The organism is Comamonas brasiliensis, assembly GCF_018292285.1.
GTDB lineage: Bacteria > Pseudomonadota > Gammaproteobacteria > Burkholderiales > Burkholderiaceae_C > Comamonas > Comamonas brasiliensis.
In genome coordinates this window covers 985,346-1,002,259 of sequence record NZ_JAANES010000001.1, presented here as the reverse complement: position 1 = coordinate 1,002,259, position 16,914 = coordinate 985,346, and the positions used below count along the sequence as shown (strand labels likewise).

16 protein-coding genes are annotated in these 16,914 nt (G+C 63.6%); 14 read left to right on the top strand and 2 right to left on the bottom strand.

Going from position 1 to position 16,914, the window contains the following annotated elements; genetic code table 11:
* Positions 1 to 68 precede the first annotated feature (68 nt).
* Positions 69 to 2,324 (bottom strand): TonB-dependent receptor, encoded by a 2,256-nt coding sequence (locus tag DJFAAGMI_RS04545; RefSeq protein ID WP_211456113.1) that lies wholly within the window; start codon positions 2,322 to 2,324, stop codon positions 69 to 71.
* Between the two features lie 155 nt (positions 2,325 to 2,479).
* Positions 2,480 to 3,757 (bottom strand): XAC2610-related protein, encoded by a 1,278-nt coding sequence (locus DJFAAGMI_RS04540; RefSeq protein ID WP_211456112.1) that lies wholly within the window; start codon positions 3,755 to 3,757, stop codon positions 2,480 to 2,482.
* A gap of 134 nt (positions 3,758 to 3,891) precedes the next feature.
* Here DJFAAGMI_RS04540 and DJFAAGMI_RS04535 point away from each other — a divergent pair, with 134 nt between their 5' ends.
* From DJFAAGMI_RS04535 to DJFAAGMI_RS04470, 14 genes are all read left to right on the top strand, one after another.
* Positions 3,892 to 5,085, top strand: coding sequence for an MFS transporter (locus tag DJFAAGMI_RS04535; RefSeq protein ID WP_211456111.1), 1,194 nt, complete (start codon positions 3,892 to 3,894; stop codon positions 5,083 to 5,085).
* An 862-nt stretch (positions 5,086 to 5,947) separates the two neighbouring features.
* Complete coding sequence (locus DJFAAGMI_RS04530) at positions 5,948 to 6,538, top strand: A24 family peptidase (RefSeq protein WP_211456110.1); 591 nt, start codon at positions 5,948 to 5,950, stop codon at positions 6,536 to 6,538.
* A 32-nt stretch (positions 6,539 to 6,570) separates the two neighbouring features.
* Positions 6,571 to 7,416, top strand: coding sequence for a Flp pilus assembly protein CpaB (gene cpaB / locus DJFAAGMI_RS04525; RefSeq protein ID WP_211456109.1), 846 nt, complete (start codon positions 6,571 to 6,573; stop codon positions 7,414 to 7,416).
* Between the two features lie 66 nt (positions 7,417 to 7,482).
* Entirely contained in the window at positions 7,483 to 9,051 is a 1,569-nt protein-coding gene (locus tag DJFAAGMI_RS04520; protein WP_211456108.1) for a type II and III secretion system protein family protein, read from the top strand.
* 14 nt (positions 9,052 to 9,065) lie between these two features.
* A complete protein-coding gene (locus DJFAAGMI_RS04515; protein ID WP_211456107.1) occupies positions 9,066 to 9,383 on the top strand; it encodes a hypothetical protein in 318 nt (105 codons plus the stop codon).
* A gap of 139 nt (positions 9,384 to 9,522) precedes the next feature.
* Complete coding sequence (locus DJFAAGMI_RS04510; protein WP_211456106.1) at positions 9,523 to 9,735, top strand: Flp family type IVb pilin; 213 nt, start codon at positions 9,523 to 9,525, stop codon at positions 9,733 to 9,735.
* A 46-nt stretch (positions 9,736 to 9,781) separates the two neighbouring features.
* Complete coding sequence (locus DJFAAGMI_RS04505; protein ID WP_211456105.1) at positions 9,782 to 9,979, top strand: Flp family type IVb pilin; 198 nt, start codon at positions 9,782 to 9,784, stop codon at positions 9,977 to 9,979.
* Positions 9,980 to 10,078: 99 nt separating this feature from the next.
* The gene (locus DJFAAGMI_RS04500) at positions 10,079 to 11,338 is read left to right on the top strand and encodes a pilus assembly protein TadG-related protein (RefSeq protein ID WP_043003000.1); all 1,260 of its coding nucleotides are present in this window, start codon (positions 10,079 to 10,081) and stop codon (positions 11,336 to 11,338) included.
* Positions 11,339 to 11,343: 5 nt separating this feature from the next.
* Positions 11,344 to 11,787 carry a TadE/TadG family type IV pilus assembly protein gene (locus DJFAAGMI_RS04495; RefSeq protein WP_043003030.1) on the top strand — a complete coding sequence of 148 codons (444 nt, stop codon included), beginning with the start codon at positions 11,344 to 11,346 and terminating at the stop codon, positions 11,785 to 11,787.
* Positions 11,784 to 12,233 (top strand): TadE/TadG family type IV pilus assembly protein, encoded by a 450-nt coding sequence (locus DJFAAGMI_RS04490; RefSeq protein WP_003055604.1) that lies wholly within the window; start codon positions 11,784 to 11,786, stop codon positions 12,231 to 12,233. The genes DJFAAGMI_RS04495 and DJFAAGMI_RS04490 overlap by 4 nt, the downstream gene beginning before the upstream one ends.
* A 17-nt stretch (positions 12,234 to 12,250) precedes the next feature.
* On the top strand, positions 12,251 to 13,411 hold the full coding sequence (locus DJFAAGMI_RS04485) for a CpaE/TadZ family protein (RefSeq protein WP_211456104.1): 1,161 nt from the start codon (positions 12,251 to 12,253) through the stop codon (positions 13,409 to 13,411).
* A gap of 29 nt (positions 13,412 to 13,440) precedes the next feature.
* Positions 13,441 to 14,862 carry a TadA family conjugal transfer-associated ATPase gene (locus DJFAAGMI_RS04480; RefSeq protein WP_211456103.1) on the top strand — a complete coding sequence of 474 codons (1,422 nt, stop codon included), beginning with the start codon at positions 13,441 to 13,443 and terminating at the stop codon, positions 14,860 to 14,862.
* A 21-nt stretch (positions 14,863 to 14,883) separates the two neighbouring features.
* Complete coding sequence (locus DJFAAGMI_RS04475; RefSeq protein WP_211456102.1) at positions 14,884 to 15,873, top strand: type II secretion system F family protein; 990 nt, start codon at positions 14,884 to 14,886, stop codon at positions 15,871 to 15,873.
* Between the two features lie 27 nt (positions 15,874 to 15,900).
* On the top strand, positions 15,901 to 16,812 hold the full coding sequence (locus DJFAAGMI_RS04470) for a type II secretion system F family protein (RefSeq protein ID WP_211456101.1): 912 nt from the start codon (positions 15,901 to 15,903) through the stop codon (positions 16,810 to 16,812).
* Positions 16,813 to 16,914: the final 102 nt, after the last annotated feature.

Here is a 16,914-nt window from a genome sequence, read left to right as displayed (position 1 = left end):
ATGGCCTGTGGCGCGTCACCGGCAATGGCAACCCTTGATGATCTTCATGCATTGATGTTTACTCGGCCTCAGAAGTCCACGGCCGCGCTGATGCGCACGGTGCGCGGCGCGCCCACGGTCAGGAAGTTGTCGGCGAAGGCGCCGGCCCAGTAATTGCGGCCGAAGACGTTGTCCACCGTGCCGCGCAAGACCACTTTCTTGTCGGCAATGCGCGTGGTGTAGCGCGCGCCGACATCAAAGCGTGTCCAGCTCGGTGCGCGCAAGGTGTTGGCCGAGTTGACCCACTGCTTGCCCGTATGCACCAGGCGTGCGTTCAGCGCCAGACCGGCCACACCCGGCACATCCCAGTCTGCCGCCAGATTGGCCGCCCAGCGTGCTGCTCCGAACGCGTCATGGCCGTCGTTGGCGCCGCCCTGTGTGCTGGTCAGCTTGGGCTGCAGGTAGGTGATGCCGCCCAGCACGCGCAGGCGGGAGCTCACGGCACCAAAGGTATTCCACTCCACACCGCGGTTGCGCTGCTCGCCATTGAGCTTGAGGGTATTGGCCGCCGTATCGATGGTGGTCGAAGGCTTCTCGATCTGGAACAGCGACAGCGTATTCGTCCAGCCTGCGCGGCGCCACTTCACGCCCGCCTCCATCTGTTTGGATTTGTAGGGCGCGAATGTCTCGCCTGCATTGGCGTAGGTGGAGCCGACCTCGAGACCCGGACTCAGCCCTTCGATGTAGTTGGCGTAGAAGGACAGATCCTCGCCCCAGGGCTTGGCCACCAGGCCCAGCATGGGAGTGACGGCGCTCTCGTCGTAGCCCTTCATCTTCTGATTCACGCGCTGGTGGCGCGCTCCCAGCGTCAGCTGCAGCCTGTCCTGCAGCAGGCTCAGGGTATCGGCCACGGCGAAACTGCGGATCACATTGTCGTTTTCCTGGCGCACGGCATTGCGCGGCCCGGCCAGAACCGGCAGCACCGGGTCGTAGATATTGGTGGTGTAGCTGCTGCTGACCACGATGGGCAGCGCGCGCCCGCTTTGCTGCTGCAGCTCGTTGAACGAGAACACCAGCTGATGGCCCACATCGCCGGTCCTGAAGCGCCCGCGCAAACCCGCATCCAGCGCCGTGCTGTTGGTATAGCCCTGCAGGTTATAGGTCTGGCCCACGGCAGAGCCGTCGCCCACGGCAGAGCCGTCGCCCACGGCAGAGCCGTCGCCCACGGCATTGAGCACCACGCGCGTGCCCGTGGGCTGGCCTGCATAGTCATGCCAGGCCTTGCCCAGGCTGCCGTAGAGCTGCCAGCTGTCGCTGAGCTCGAAGCTGCCGCGCAGCGCCACCGACTTGTTCTCCACCTCGGTATTGACCCCGCGGAACAGATTGTTGCTGGCATCCGGCGCCGCAATCAGATTCTTCATCTTGCCAAAGCTCACCATCACCGGACTGCCGTTGTCCAGGTTCACCTTGTAGTGATAGGCATCCAGCCCCAGCGTGAAGCGATCGCCCTGATAGTCCAGCGCCACGGCGCCCAGGCGGCGGCGGCGCTTCTGGTCGTCGACCTCGGTTTCCCCGCTGGACAGCGCGCCATTGAAACGTATGCCCAGGCGGCGCTCGGGACCGAAGCGCCGCGATACATCCACATGCTCCTGCAGCTGTGAGCCCGAGGTGTAGGTGGTGGTCAGCCGGGTCAGATCCTCGGCCAGCGGCTTCTTGCTGACCACATTCACCACACCGCCCACCGCGCCGTTGGGAGCCATGCCGCCGAGCAGCGCACCCGGGCCCTTGAGCAGTTCCACGCGCTCGATCATCTCGGTCGGCACATGGCTGTCGGGCGCCAGCCCGTACAGGCCGTTGAAAGCCACTTCGCTGGCGTTGACGTCAAAGCCGCGGATCACATAGTTCTCGTTGACATGGCCGGTATTGGTGGTGAAGCGCACCGAAGAGTCGTTTTCCAGCACGGCAGCCACGGTGGCCGCATTCTGGTCGCGGATCAGCTCTTCGGAGTAGGCGGTGATGTTGAAAGCAGCATCCATCACATCCACATTGCCCAGCATCCCCAGCGCCGCCCCTTTGGCAACCTGGGCGCCAGGGGCAAGCGCGGGCAGACCGCTGCCGTCCTGCTTGTCGGAAACCGTGACTTCGCTCAGGCGCTTTTCCGGCGACGGCGCTGTCTGCGGCAGCGTCTGGGCATGGGATGTGGCACTCAGAGCCAGCAATACCGCCAGACCCACGGCAGAGCGCGGGCTGCGGCACGCCGCAGAAGAAAGCCAATACGCGAATGGCGCGAACTGTGCGGATGCCGGCGGCACCTTGCCTGCGCCGCCACGAACCGGGGTTGCCATGTAGACCTCGTTTTTGATTGATCTCCTATGGCTAGAACGAAGTGCGTGGCTAAGGCTTATTGAGAATGAATCTCAATTCGGTTAAATTGTATAACACGCAAACCATCCAAAAACGATAGCAGCAAGCGATTTCCATGCAACGCCATAAACCGTTTTCAGGGCTGAGTCCCGGCGGGCTTTTCCGTCTCGCAGTCCTGCTCGACGTTCTCGCTCATCAGCACACGCACCACCTTGCGGGCATCGGCATCGAAGACCGCGATATCGCGGCAGTAGCGGGCGCCTTGGGGCGTCTCGACCTTGCGGTAGCTTGCACCATAGCTCTTGAGAACCTGGGGTGGCTGTCCGGGTCTGGGCTCGGCCAGCACCTGTACCTGGTTCTGGCCCATGGTGGCGCTAGGGTCGGCATCGCACCAGTCGGCGGCGGGCTCCTGCGCCAGACTCAGGTCGCCGCCGCGCTGGTACAGGCCGCTAGGCCAGCGCACATGGCCTTGTGCATAGGCCGGCATCTGATAGCAGGCCATGAGCTTGCCGCCCTTGCGCACCGGCAGCATATGGCTTTCGGCCTGCTCGACCAGCTCCGGCCCTGCCGGCTTCCAGGCATAGATGTCCACGCCATGGCTGCAGCAGCTGGCTCGCCATTCGCTGTAGATGCGCTTGGCCTTGCCATCGAAGGCGGGCGAGCTGATCTCCTGCAGGGACTGCGGCCCCAGCACCAGCTTCTGAGTTCCCGGGTCGTAAAGCCAGGTGCGGTGCGCAATATTCGGCCCTGCAGGCAGATCCAGCGCCTGGGTCAGATCCGGCCAGCCGTCAAAATTCGCATCCACCCAGCGCGGCTGCACCAGCCAGCAACTGCCCACGGCGTCGGTTGGCAGGCTTTGCTTCAGGCGTCCCTGCTCGTAGACCTGGATGGCGGAAACCTGGAGGTCCGTATGTTCGCCGCAGTCGGCCAGGGAGCGCAGCTTCTGATTCATCAGCAGGCGCAGCTCGTAATGCAGAGTATGGGAGAAGGCCGGGGGCTGGCGCTGCAGATTGAGCGGCCAGCGTCTTTTGCCATCCATGGACTGCCACTGGCCCTGCAGACGCGGTGGCGCCATGCCCGGCAAAGCCGCCAGCGACCAGCGGCCCGAAGGCTTGAGGTCGCTTGCCCCCGTCATGGGCGTTTCCGTCAGCTGTCCGCTTGCCGAGCCTTCCAGATCAAGCGTGGCTCCGGGCCGATTGCAGGGCTCGTAGCAGTAGCTGCCGCCAACGGCGCCGTCGAGCCGCCACAGCTCCAGCTTGACTGCCTTGCCGGCGATCTCGCCGCGATAGCTCGCCGACCAGACCACCGCTTCGTGCGAGGTGTCTGCCGTCTCGGCATGCGCCGTCGACGCCCAGCTCATGAGCGCCAAAGCGATGTTCAGGCCTGCAAAGCCGGTTGGGGATTTCAGCGTCATATCACTTCCATCTACTTCGATCACCAGGCTTGCATCTGCATGCATGCCCGCAGCAAACCCTTTAATGTGCGGCCAATATGAATGCTGCAAGATGTGACAAATCTGCGCACAAGCATGGGCAGCCAAAACGATTTATGCAATCAGACAACAACACACAACAAAGCCGCAACATGGGCCTGCTGGTCGCAGCCCAATCCCTCGGGGGAGCCTCTCCGCCAATCATCATCTCACTGGGCGGCCTGGTCGGGCAGCAGCTGTCGTCCAATCCCACGGCGTCCACCCTGCCGGTCAGCATCTACCAGCTCGGACTGGCGCTATCCACCCTGCCTGCGGCCTGGATCATGAACCGCATGGGCCGCCGCGCGGCCTATGTGCTGGGCGCCATTCTGGGCGTGATCTCCGGCGTGGTCGCCGCACAAGGCATTGCGCACAGCGACTTCGTCACCTTCTGCATCGGCACGGCGCTGGCCGGCTTCTATGCGGCCTGCGTGCAGAGCTACCGCTTCGCCGCCACCGATATGGTGAGCGAGCCCGCGCAGCAGGCCAGGGCCATTTCGCGCGTGATGATCGGCGGCCTGATTGCTGCCATCATCGGCCCTCAGGTGGTGATCTGGACGCGCGACGCCTTGCCTGCCACCCCGTTTGCCGGCAGCTTCTACAGTCAGGCGGCGCTGGCCCTGCTGGCCTTGCCTCTGCTCATGGGCCTGCGCCTGCCGCCGCCTCAGAGCAAGAAAGCCGTGGTCGGCGACGCCAGGCCTCTGGGCGAAATTGCCCGCACGCCCCAGTTCGTCGTGGCCTGCGCGGCCGGTGTGGTCAGCTACGGCTTGATGGCGTTCCTGATGACCGCTGCGCCCATGGCCATGGTGGGCTGCGGCCACAGCGTGGGCGAAGCCGCCATGGGCATCCAATGGCATGTGCTGGCCATGTTCGTGCCCAGCTTCTTTACCGGCAAGCTGATTGCGCGTTATGGCAAGCGGCCCGTGACCGCTCTGGGCCTGCTGATGATAGGCGCGGCCGGCGTGCTGGCCTTGATGGGCCTGGACATCTTCCACTTCTGGGGCTCGCTGATTTTGCTGGGCGTGGGCTGGAACTTCGGTTTCATCGGCGCCACGGCACTGCTGACCGAGTGCTACCGCCCTTCGGAGCGCGCCAAGGTGCAGGCACTGAACGACTTCCTGGTCTTCGGCACGGTGGCCGTGGCCTCGTTCGGATCGGGGCAGCTGCTGCACAGCGCCGGCTGGAACGGCATCAATATCGGCATGCTGCCGCTGGTGGCCGTCGTGCTGGTGCTGCTCGGCCTGCACAGCCAGCGCAGAGCAAAGGCCTGAAGCTGCGCCGGTGTTTTTGCCTTCAGAAGGCAATCAAAAATAGAAGCATCTACCGCATTGCTGACAATGAAATCAAGCAATTTCAGCATTGAAACCTATTAAATAAAAGCGCTACATGCTATATTTTATATAGCATCACATTCCCTGTGACTGCGCTGGGCGGGTGCTGCCTGAAGCCGGGTCAACGCTCGCAGCAGACTGTAGTCAGGACGCCGCCAGCAGGCCAGGAGGAAGCGCCAGCCTCCTGCCGGGCGCGGCTTGCCGGGGATTACCCCGGCCTCATCCCTCAAAGCGGCTACTCAGCCCGCCGCGGCCCTGCCCCCGGCCGTGATGCCGACGCCCCGGGCCTGCCCCGCCATGCAGCAGCGGGCACTTCAGGCCCCGGAATATGGGTAACGCCCGTAACGCATTTCAGCGCCTGCCGGGCTGGCCCCGGGCATCGCCCGGCCCCACCGGTCACGGTCGCTCTTCAAACCGCTTCAACGCCTCTGCCGCCTCCCGGGCCCTCTGCACGCGGGCTCCAGGCAAGGCCTGCGATCGCCCCTTGCAGCCGGCACCGAGCATTGGCCGGACTGCGTCAGCAAGCGCTGAGACCACTGCTTACGCAACCTACAACGGCGTCACATTTGCATCTCATGATGATTAGGAAAATTCTTACGAACCAAGATATTGATAAGCATTTTCTATAGGAATAGTATTTCCACAAAATTAAACAAAAGAATGAAGTTGATAGAAAAATTGTATTTAGTCACAGATCGCCCGAATCATGCCGGCACCCGCCAGATGACCTGAACGCAGCAACAGCCAGCGTGGCATCTGAGGTCTGGACAGGATTCGCTGAACACAGAACTGGAGATTGACCATGACATCTTCCGAACTCAGCGCAGCATCCGAGCTGATGGCCGGCCTGTTCACAGAGCCGCGCTCGCTGGTGTTGCTGCTGCTCCTGCTGGCGGCCAGCATCAGCGACCTGCGCACACGGCGCATCCCCAATCGCCTGACTTTCGGCGGCATCGCCCTGGCCCTGCTCTATGGCTTGCTGGCACCTCACCCCCATGGCGGCGGCTTTTTCTGGGCGCTGGGCGGCATGGCGCTGGGTCTGGCCATGATGCTGCCGCTGTATCTGCTGCATGCCATGGGCGGCGGCGACGTCAAGCTGATGGCCATGGTCGGCAGCTTCATCGGACCCGAAGCCACCTGGCAGGCCGTGATCTTTGTCTTCATCACCGGCGGTGTGGCAGCCATCGGCTACGCACTCTGGCACCGCATGGCCGGCAAGCTGCTGCGCAACTCTGCCGAGGCGGTCCAGCTGCTCTACATCAATGTCGCGGCAGGGATCGCTCCCGATGCCCGCTCCAGTTCGGCGCATTCCGTAGGCAAGCTGCCCTACGGCGTCAGCATCGCCCTGGGAACCCTGGCGTTCCTGGTCGCTCGGCAGTTCACCTGGGTCTAGTCACTTACATCACGGCATAGCGGGAGCCTCCCATGAAAAACCTCAAAGCTTTGGGTCTGTTTGTCCTCGCCGTACTGGCCAGCCTGGCGGCTGCGGTCTACGCCGCCAACTGGGTCGCCCAGCGCGGCAGCCTGGACGCCGACAAGGTGGTCGTTGCTGCCACCGACATTCCACTGGGCGGCAAGATCCTGCCGAACATGCTGAACACGGTGGACTGGCCGCGGGGCTCCATACCGGATGGCGCTTTCCATGACATGCAGCAGCTGCAGGACCGCGTCGTCAAGGTCGGCGTGCTGCGCGGCGAGGCCGTGCTCGAAGGCAAGCTGGCCCCGGTCGGCACCAAGGGCGGACTGGCAGCCGTCATCGCTCCGGGCAAGCGGGCCATGACGGTGCGCGTCAACGATGTGGTCGGTGTGGCGGGATTCGCCCTGCCCGGCAACTACGTGGATGTGGTGGTCAATGCCCAGCAGGAGCAGGCCGGCAAGATGGAGGATTCGCGCCAGATCAGCAAGACCGTACTTGAAAACGTACTGGTCCTGGCCGTGGCCCAGGAAGCCGACCGCGACGAAACCAAACCCAAGGTGGTGAGCGCCGTCACTCTCGAGCTGAGCCCCGAAGATGCCGAGAAGCTCGATCTTGCACGCAGCGTGGGCAATCTGTCACTGGTGCTGCGCAACCAGATCGACAAGGACCCGACCAGCACCGTCGGCATCACCAAGCACCAGCTGTTTGGAACACCTGAGCCTGCACCTGCCCCCGTCAAGGTCGCAGCACCTGCCAAACCCGTGATGCAGCGAGCCAGGCCCGCACCCCAGGCTTCGACAGCCACCTGTGTCGAAGTGATCCAGGGCGGCGCTCGAACTCTCAACTGCTTCTGATCTTCCACCCGCAACCACTCAGAGAGGCCGGCCGTGCAACACCATCACTTATATATAGCAGCTAGCATGCTGCTCGCCAGCTCAGCACCTGTGCTGGCCCAGTCTGCGGGCACAGCTGCCCAGCCCGGCACTGCGGCTGCGGCTTCGGCCGCCCCCGCTCCCGCAGCTCCTCGCACCACCCTGCCCGCCAGGAACTGCACGGCCATTCACACAGAAGACCCGACCACGGTCACGCTGGGTAAATCGGTGGTCATTCCGCTGAACTCGCCGATGGCGCGCATCCTGGTCAGCGGCCAGACGCCGGGAGCCGGCCAGGCAGCCGCCAACGGACAGCCGCAGATGCAGGTACAGAACGGCATGGGCGATATCGAAGTGCAGTTGCTCAGCCCCAGGGATCTGTTCTTTCGCGGCCGCAAGTCTGGCTCCATGAACGTCATCCTGCAGAACGCCCAGGGTGCCTGCTTCATCAAGGATGTGATCGTCACCATGGACCCGGGACCGCTGCAGGCCAAGCTCAGCGAGCTCATGCCGGAGGAACGCAGCATCCGCGTCCAGGGTGCCGACAATGCCCTGGTCCTGAGCGGAGAGATCAGCAATCCGCTGCGCCTGGACGATGTGGTGACGCTGGCCGGCGCCTACAGCGACAGCAAGAAGATCGTCAACCTGCTGCGCACCACCTCGCCTCACCAGGTGATGCTGGAAGTCAAGATTGCCGAAATCAGCAAGACCTTGCTCGACAAGCTGGGCTCCAGCCTCAGCGGCCAGCGCGTCACCAGCAACGGCCAGAACAGCTACACCGTCCTCTCCAACTTCCTGAGCGGCGGCGGCGGCCTGCTGAACGCCATGCGCCTGGGCAGGGGCTCGATCAGTATCGATGGCCAGAAGGATGACGGCCTGGTGCGCATCCTGGCCGAGCCCAACATCATGGCCATCAGCGGCCAGCAGGCGAGCTTTCTCTCGGGCGGCAAGATCTTCATTCCAGTGGCCCAGACCAATACCAATGGTGTGCCGGTCATGACGCTGGAGGAAAAGGAGTTCGGTATCGGCGTCAAGTTCACGCCCACCGTGCTCGGCAACTCGCGCGTCAACCTCAAACTGGTGTCCGAGGTCTCTGATCTGTCGCAGACCGGCTCGCCCTTCACCTCCATCAACGGCGTCACCTCCGTCATTCCCTCGCTCACGGTAAGGCGCGCGGACACCACGGTGCAGCTCAATGACGGACAAAGCCTGGTCATTGCGGGCCTCATCAAGAACAACGTCACCGAGGCCATCAAGCGCTTTCCGGGGCTGGGAGAGATACCGGTTCTCGGCGCGCTGGCCCGCAGCACCGAGTTCCAGACCGATCAGACCGAGCTGATGTTCGTCATCACGCCGCGCCTGGTACAGGCTCTGGCCGAAGCCCCCAGGGTGCCCACCGACAACCATGTGGTGCCCTCACGCGCCGAGGTCTATCTGAACGGCGCACTGGAGAGCTCCAAGCCCGCGCCCGCAGAGAAGACGGCGCCCGCACCTGCCATGCCTGCCGGCGCAGTGACACCGATGCCGGCACCAGCCGCAGCCCCTCAGGAGCTGCAACCCCAGGCACCGGCCGAGCCCTCGGTCGACCGCCCTGCTCCCCTGAATCCGCCCACCTGAACCGGAGGCAAGCCATGACCGAACGCAGCATCCTATTTCCCGTGGCCCTCGCCGCCCTGCTGGCGGGCTGCAGCAGCGCAACACCGCACTACGACGCCCGCTTTGGCGAAGCCGTACGCAGCGCCCGGCTGCAGATGACCATAGACCCCCAAGCGGGCAAGACGGCCGGAGTCGGCGTGGACGGCGCCACCGGCATGGACGGTCGCGCCACACGCCACAGCATGGAGCGGTACGAGCAAAGCTACAAGAGCCCGCCTCAGGCCATCAACGTCATCAACATTGGCGGCTCGCTGAGCACCAGCAACGCCGGCGCCAGCGGCGGAACGCCCTGAACAGCCCACGGTTCTTCACCATCCAACCAATTGATTCCGAAAGGAGCACCGATCGCACACCGGCCTTGCACGCCAGCCCTCGGCACAGCCGCCGACCTTTCGAAACTGTCTTCAATCCATCAACATTGTGAGGTTCATCATGTCCCATATCGCTCAACAATTTGGCCATTCCCTGCTGTCTTTTGCTCGTGACGATGAAGGTGCGCAAGTCGTCGAATACGCACTGATCATTGCCGTGGTCTCCATCGCACTGGTCGTCGCGCTCAAGGCCCTCACCTCCTCCGGTGGTGGCTTCAGCTCCTTCATCACCCGCGTCACGAACTGCCTGACGGGAACCGGAACCTGCTCTTGAGCCGGCTCAAGGCTGTCCCGGACATACACCTTTACAGGAGAACGCCATGTACTCCATCACCCAATCGGGCCTGCGTCTGCAGCAACTGCTCAGGGACGATGAAGGTGCGCAGGTCGTCGAGTACGCGCTGATCATTGCCGTGGTCTCCATAGCACTGGTCGTGGCGATTCAGGGCCTGGCTGGCGGCAAGTTTGCGGACTTCATCACACGAGTCACAAACTGCCTGACGGGCACCTGCACCTAGGAGCGATGTCAAAGGGGTCGGCGCAGCAGTCCTGCTGCGGTGCCGACCGCCTCTGACCCGCAATCATTCACCGGTTCTGCCGCCCTATGAGAGGCCATCATGAGCACCCGCATTCCTGCCCCGACCCTGGTGCGGCCTGCCGGAAGCCGCAGCCGGCACAATTCACGGCGCCAGCAGCATGGCGCCATCATCGTCACGGCAGCATTGGCTCTTTTGCTGCTGCTGGGATTCATGGGCATCGCGCTCGATTTCGGGCGCCTGTTCATCGTCAGGACAGAGCTGCAGACGGCACTTGACAGCTGCGCGCTGGCCGCGGCGCGCGAACTCAACAAGCAGCCGGATGCCATCACCCGAGCCGTGAGCGCCGGTGCTGCAGCCGGCAATCTCAACGGAGTGAACCTGCAGTCGGCCAACTGGAGCGGCCAGGGCCAGATCACCACCGCCGATATCAGCTTTCGCGACGCCAGCTATCTGAGCACCACCAGCGCGACTGCCGCCGTCTATTCGCAGTGCACGCACACCCAATCCAATATCGGCATGTGGCTGCTGAAGGCCCTGGGGGCCTTTTCCGGCAACAGCGCCAGCTTTCCGGCCACCGGCAATGTGGGCACCTATGCAGTGGCCACAAGGGCCAGCGCGCAAAGCGCCTGCCCGATTCCCGTGGCACTGCAGGCCAAAACGCCTGGGGCAACCAAGCCCGACTATGGCTACACAGTGGGAGACTGGCTCACCCTGCTGGCCAAGTCCAACGGCGGCAGCACCTTCGGCTGGGCCAATCTGGACGGATCCAATAGCGCCTCCGAGACCGCCGACGAGCTCAACGGCCATTGCGGCAGCAAGCTGGGCGACACCCTGGGCACACCCGGCGTTCAGGCTTCCATCGTCGAAATCTGGAACTACCGGTTCGGCATCTACAAGAACTCCAGCGGACCCAGCGTGGGCCGGCCCGACTACACCGGCTATATCTACAACACCAGCACCTGGAGCGCCGGTCGCAGCGCCTACAACGGCAGCTCGGGCAGCACGCCCAACTTTCTCGCCCAGCGCCTGGCGTTCACGCCCTGCGGCAACAACCCGTCGCAATGCGGACAGCAGGGTGGCGGCTTTTCCTCGGTCGCCACATCGGCCCAGCACAAAACCTATGGCGCGGACCGTCGCATCGTGACGGTGCCCATCGTCAACACCAGCCGCAAGGTGGTCGACTTCGCCTGCATGCTCATGCTCGAGCCCATGAAGATCCCGGTCGATGACGTGCAGCTCGAGTACCTGGGCAATGCCAGTGCCACTGGCAGCCCCTGCACCACCAGCGGACTCGCAGGCGGCTCGGCCGGCCCGCTGGTTCCCGTCCTCGTGAGGTGAACGCCATGTCCAAGCACCATAGACAACAGGGGGTGGAGCTGGTGGAACTGGCTCTGATCCTGCCTTTTCTGCTCCTTCTGAGCATGCTGGTCGTCGAATTCGGCCGCGCGCTCTACGAATACAACACGGTCGCCAAGTCTGTGCGCGACGCGGTGCGCTATCTCTCGGTCCAGCTGCCCAACACCGGCTGCAGCCAGGCCCAGAATCTGGTTGTGTACGGCCAGACCACGGCGGGCACCACGCCTCTGGCGCCCGGTCTGAACACCGGGGCCGTGAGCTGCTCCTGGCAGACCAGCGGCACCTATCCGCTGATCAACACCGTCACCGTGACCGTCACCGGCTACCGCTTCCGCTCCATGACGGCCAGCGTCTTCGGCTTGCGACTGGGCGACGCCAACGGCGGCCTGACGCTGAGCAATATCGCCGCCACGATGAGGACACAGACATGAAAACGCCACGTCACTCTCGCTCGGAGCGCGGAGCAACCATCGTCGAGTTTGCCCTGGCGCTGCTGGTCTTCCTGATGTTTCTGTTCGGCATCGTGGATTTCAGCCGCATGCTGTTCACCTGGGTGGCGGCCAACGAAGCCGCGCGCGCTGGGGCACGCTATGCAGCAGTCTGCGACGACACGGCCCAGCAGGCCAAGGTGCTTGCGCGCATGCAGGCCCTGCTTCCCCAGGTGAGCACCGTCAATGTCAGCTGGGCCCCCTCCGGCTGCACCGCGGCAAGCTGCCAAAGCGTGACCGTCGCGATCACGGGACTGAAATTCCAATGGATTTCACCCATCGTGGGTCAGGGCCTGCAAACGGCCATCCCCATGCCCGGCTTCTCGAGCACGCTGCCCCGGGAAGTCATGCGCCAGGACATCAACAGCAGCACGGCCTGCTCAAGCTAACCAGGGGTGCCTACATCATGAAAATCGCCATCATCTCTCCCAACACCACCCATCTTCAGGAGATGGCCCGTGTGCTGCAGGAGCAATCGCACCAGGTTCAGACCTTCGAAGGCGGCAAGACACGCATGCCTTCGATTGCCGAGCAGCACCGGCCCGATCTGATGATCGTGGACGGCATGTGCTGCGAGCCGGCCGACCTGGCGCCGGTGGAGTATGTGACCACGCATCAGCCGCACATCGCCGTCATCTTGCTGTGTGCCCAGCAGACCCCCGAGTTTCTGCTGCAGTCCATGCGCGCCGGCGTTCGCGAAGTACTGACTTCACCGGCTCCGCATCAGGCCCTGCTGGACGCCGTGCACCGCATCGCCGCCAAGCTGCAGCATCACACGGCGGACCGCCATCAGGGGCAGGTCATGGCCTTGCTGCCCTGCAAGGGCGGCAGCGGAGCCACCTTTCTGACCACCAACCTCGGCTGGATGCTGGCACGCAAGCACTCGGTACTGCTGATCGACCTCAACCTGCAGTTCGGCGACACCCTGGCCTATCTGCATGAAGCCAAGCCCGCCTCGACCCTGGCAGATGTGGCCCGTGACATCCATCGACTCGATGCGTCCTTTCTCACGGCCAGCACCGTCAAGATCACCCCTCATCTGCATGTGCTGGCGGCCCCCGAAAGCGCCATGCATGCCATGGAGGTCGAGCCGCTGCATGTGGACGCCATCCTGCAGCTCGCCGGCATGCACTATGACTTTGTGCTGATCGACATGGGGCGTGTGCTCGATCCGCTGGCTCTGCGTGTGCTCGACAGGGCCCAGCAGATCGTGCCGGTGTTGCTGCCCAATGTGCCGGCCGTGCGCAATGCGCAGAAGCTGCTGCACATGTTCCACGATCTGGGCTATCCCGAAAGCCGTCTGTATCCGGTACTGAACCGGGTCGACCGGCGCAGCGAAATCGGCCTGCCCGAAGTGCGCAAGGCACTCGGCCTGGAGCAGCAATGGCGCAGCATTCCCGACGCCGCGCCGGAGGTGCAGGCGAGCATCAATGCGGGAGTGCCGCTGGCCGAATCCTGCCGCAACAGCGCCGTGGTCCGCGAACTGGGGGCCTGGGCCGACGCGCTGTCGCCCCAGTCCCGGGAAGACAGCAACGGCTTTTTGAACCGGCTCTTCCGCCGGGCATGAGCCATCCCTTAGCGCACAAGGAGACCGTCATGTCACTCAGAGATTTCTTGGCCACATCAGCGACACGCGCCTCCAAGCCGGCGCTGCAGGTTGTTCCCGAAGCAGCGGACACACCCGAGGTCGCCGCGCCGCAGGCGCCTCCCTCTGCGCCGCCCGCCCCGCACTACGGACACTCCGCAGCCTATCTGGCACTCAGGACGCGCATTCATGCCAAGCTGCTGGAGCGCTTCGACCTGGCTGCGCTCGAGTCGCTGCCCACGCAGACGCTGCAGCAGGAGATTGCCGGCATGACCGAACGCCTGCTGGAGGAAGACGCAGCGGTCGTCAACGATCTGGAAAGAAGGCTGCTGATCCGCGACATCCAGCACGAGATGCTGGGCTTCGGCCCTCTCGAGCTGCTCATGACCGACCCTGCGATCTCCGACATCCTGGTCAACCGTCACGATCAGATCTATGTGGAGCGCCTTGGTCGTCTCGAACTCACGCCCGTGGTCTTCACGGACGACAAGCATCTGCTGCGCATCATCGACAAGATCGTCTCGCGTATCGGCCGACGCATCGATGAGTCCAGTCCCATGGTCGATGCCCGCCTGCCCGACGGATCGCGCGTCAACGCCGTCATTCCGCCCGTGGCGCTCGATGGCCCAATGATGTCGATCCGGCGCTTTGCACGCATCCCGCTGCGCATGGAGAACCTGATCCAGGACCTCAAGAGCCTGACACCAGGCATGGCCCTGACTCTGGAAGCCTTGGCCAAGGCCAAGGTGAACATGATCATCTCCGGGGGCACGGGCGCCGGCAAGACAACGCTGCTCAATATTCTTTCGGGCTACATTCCTTCCGTGGAACGCGTGGTCACCATCGAGGATGCCGCCGAGCTGCAGTTGCAGCAGCCGCATGTGGTGCGCATGGAAACGCGTCCGCCCAATATAGAGGGCCGCGGTGAAATCACGCAGCGTTCGCTGGTGCGCAATGCCCTGCGCATGCGCCCTGACCGCATCATCATCGGCGAAGTCCGTGGCGCCGAGGCCGTGGACATGCTTCAGGCCATGAATACCGGCCACGAAGGCTCGCTGACGACCATCCACGCCAATACGCCGCGCGACTCGCTGGCACGTCTGGAGAACATGGTCGGCATGGCGGGCCTCAACCTGCCGCACCAGGCCGCACGCCAGCAGATTGCCTCGGCCATCACGGTGATCGTGCAGGTGCTGCGGCTTACCGACGGCAAGCGCAAGATCACCAGCATCCAGGAGATCACCGGCATGGAGGGCGATGTGGTCACCATGCAGGAGATCTTTGCCTTCACCCAGACCGGCGTCGGTGCCAGCGGCGAAGTCCAGGGGTATTTCCATGCCACAGGCGTCAGGCCCAAGTTCGCCGACCGGCTCAAAGGCTTCGGCATTGCGCTGCCTGACAGCATCTTCGCTCCAGAGCGTCACTATCAATGAACTCGGCCCAAAGGTGCTGTCATGCTGTCCTTTTTCTCTTCCCACTCGATCCTGGTGATCATTGCGCTGGTGTTTGCCGCTGTGCTCCTGCTGCTCGAAGGCGTTCACCTGGTCTGGAAGCAGTACAAGAGCCCTGAGGCAAAGCGGCTGGAACGCCGCCTCAGGGCCTTGTCTGCCGCCGACGATCACAGCAATCCGACCAAGCTGGTCAAGGAACGCGTACTCAGCGACATGCCCAGGATGCAGCGCATGCTGCAAAGCATGCCGCGCGCCCACCAGCTGGACCGCGTGATTGTTCAGTCAGGCCTGGAATGGACGGTTTCCGGTTTGCTGCTCGGCATCGGGATACTGTTTTTCCTGGGGGCACTGGCCGCAAGCATGTTCCATCTTCCCATGGAGCTGGTATTACTTGCCGGTGCCGTCCTGGGCTGCCTGCCATGGCTGTACCTGCAGCGCAAGCGCAATCAGCGTCTGGGCCTGCTGGAGCGCCAGATCCCCGAAGCGCTGGACCTGATTGCGCGGGCATTGCGCGCCGGCCACGCATTTTCGGCAGGCCTGCAGATGGCCGGAGAAGAGCTATCAGAGCCCATAGCCGGCGAGTTCCGCCTCGTGCACGACGAGATCAACTACGGCACAACGCTGCAGCAGGCCTTGAACAATCTCGGAGAAAGAATACCGATCACCGATCTGCGCTACTTCATCGTCGCCGTGTTGATACAGCGCGAATCGGGCGGCAACCTCACCGAGATGCTGAGCAATCTGAGCCGCCTGATCCGCGAGCGGCTCAAGCTTCACGCCAAGATCCGGGTTCTGTCCTCCGAAGGACGAATGTCGGCCTGGATCCTGGGGCTGATGCCCTTTGCCCTGGCAGCCCTGCTCAATTTCGTGAATCCGGAATTCATGTCCACGTTGTGGACCGACCCCATAGGCATCGTCATTCTGCAATGGCTGACCGGACTCATGGTGATAGGCATGTTGATGCTGCGCCGCATTGTCCGCATACGGGTATGAGTGCATCCCAACCGCAAGGAGTCCGCCATGTTAATCGTCGCCCTGCTCACTTTCGCTGCCCTCATGCTGGCTGCAGGAGCCTTGTTCTTCTGGGTCACGCCCACGGTCACAGAACAGCGCCTGCAAGAGCTGAGCCCAGCCCCTCTGTCCGGCAGCTGGACAGAAACTGCGGTCAAGCTGGTGGGCCCGTTCGCCCACCTCTCCTCCCCCACTGCGGGCAGTGATGCCACCCCGTTGCGCCTGCGCTTTCTGAATGCCGGCATTCGCCACGAGAACGCGCCCTTGCTGTACTTTGGCGCGAAGACGCTGCTGCCTCTGGTGATGATGTTCCTGGTCTATTCGCTGATGCTGGCCCAAGGCACGACAGACAGCCTGCAGCTGCTGCTCTATCCGCTGGTCACCGGGCTTGTGGCCTGCTATCTGCCCAATCTGGTGCTGCGCTGGATGGCCGCACGCCGCAAGCGCGAGATCTTCGAGAATTTCCCCGATGCCGCCGACCTGATGCTGGTCTGCGTGGAGGCAGGCATGGGACTGGATGCGGCGCTGGGCAAGGTGACTGCCGAGATCCGTATCAAAAGCGAAGCCCTGGCCCAGGAACTTCACTGGACCAATCTGGAAATGCGCGCCGGCAGCACCCGCGAGAAATCCTTGCGCAACCTGGCCGCCCGTACCGGAGTGGACGAGATACACGCCTTCACGGCCATGCTGACGCAAGCGGACCGCTTCGGCACCAGCATCGGCGACTCCATCCGGGTGTTCTCGGACGATCTGCGCCACAAGCGTCAGATGCGTGCCGAGGAACTGGCCGCCAAGATCCCCACCAAGATGCTGCTGCCGCTGGTGACCTGCATCTTCCCCGCCATCGTGATGGTGGTTCTCGGCCCGGCAATCATCAGACTGCTGCGCATGGTGCTGCCCATGATCGCGGGAAGCGCCTAGGCCGCGCCCGGACTGCCGCACCACTGCGGCAGTCCCCTGGCGACCCGGGCATGCCGCCAGGCAGGGACAACCCAGGCCTGGGTACGCAGCGGCCGGCCTTCG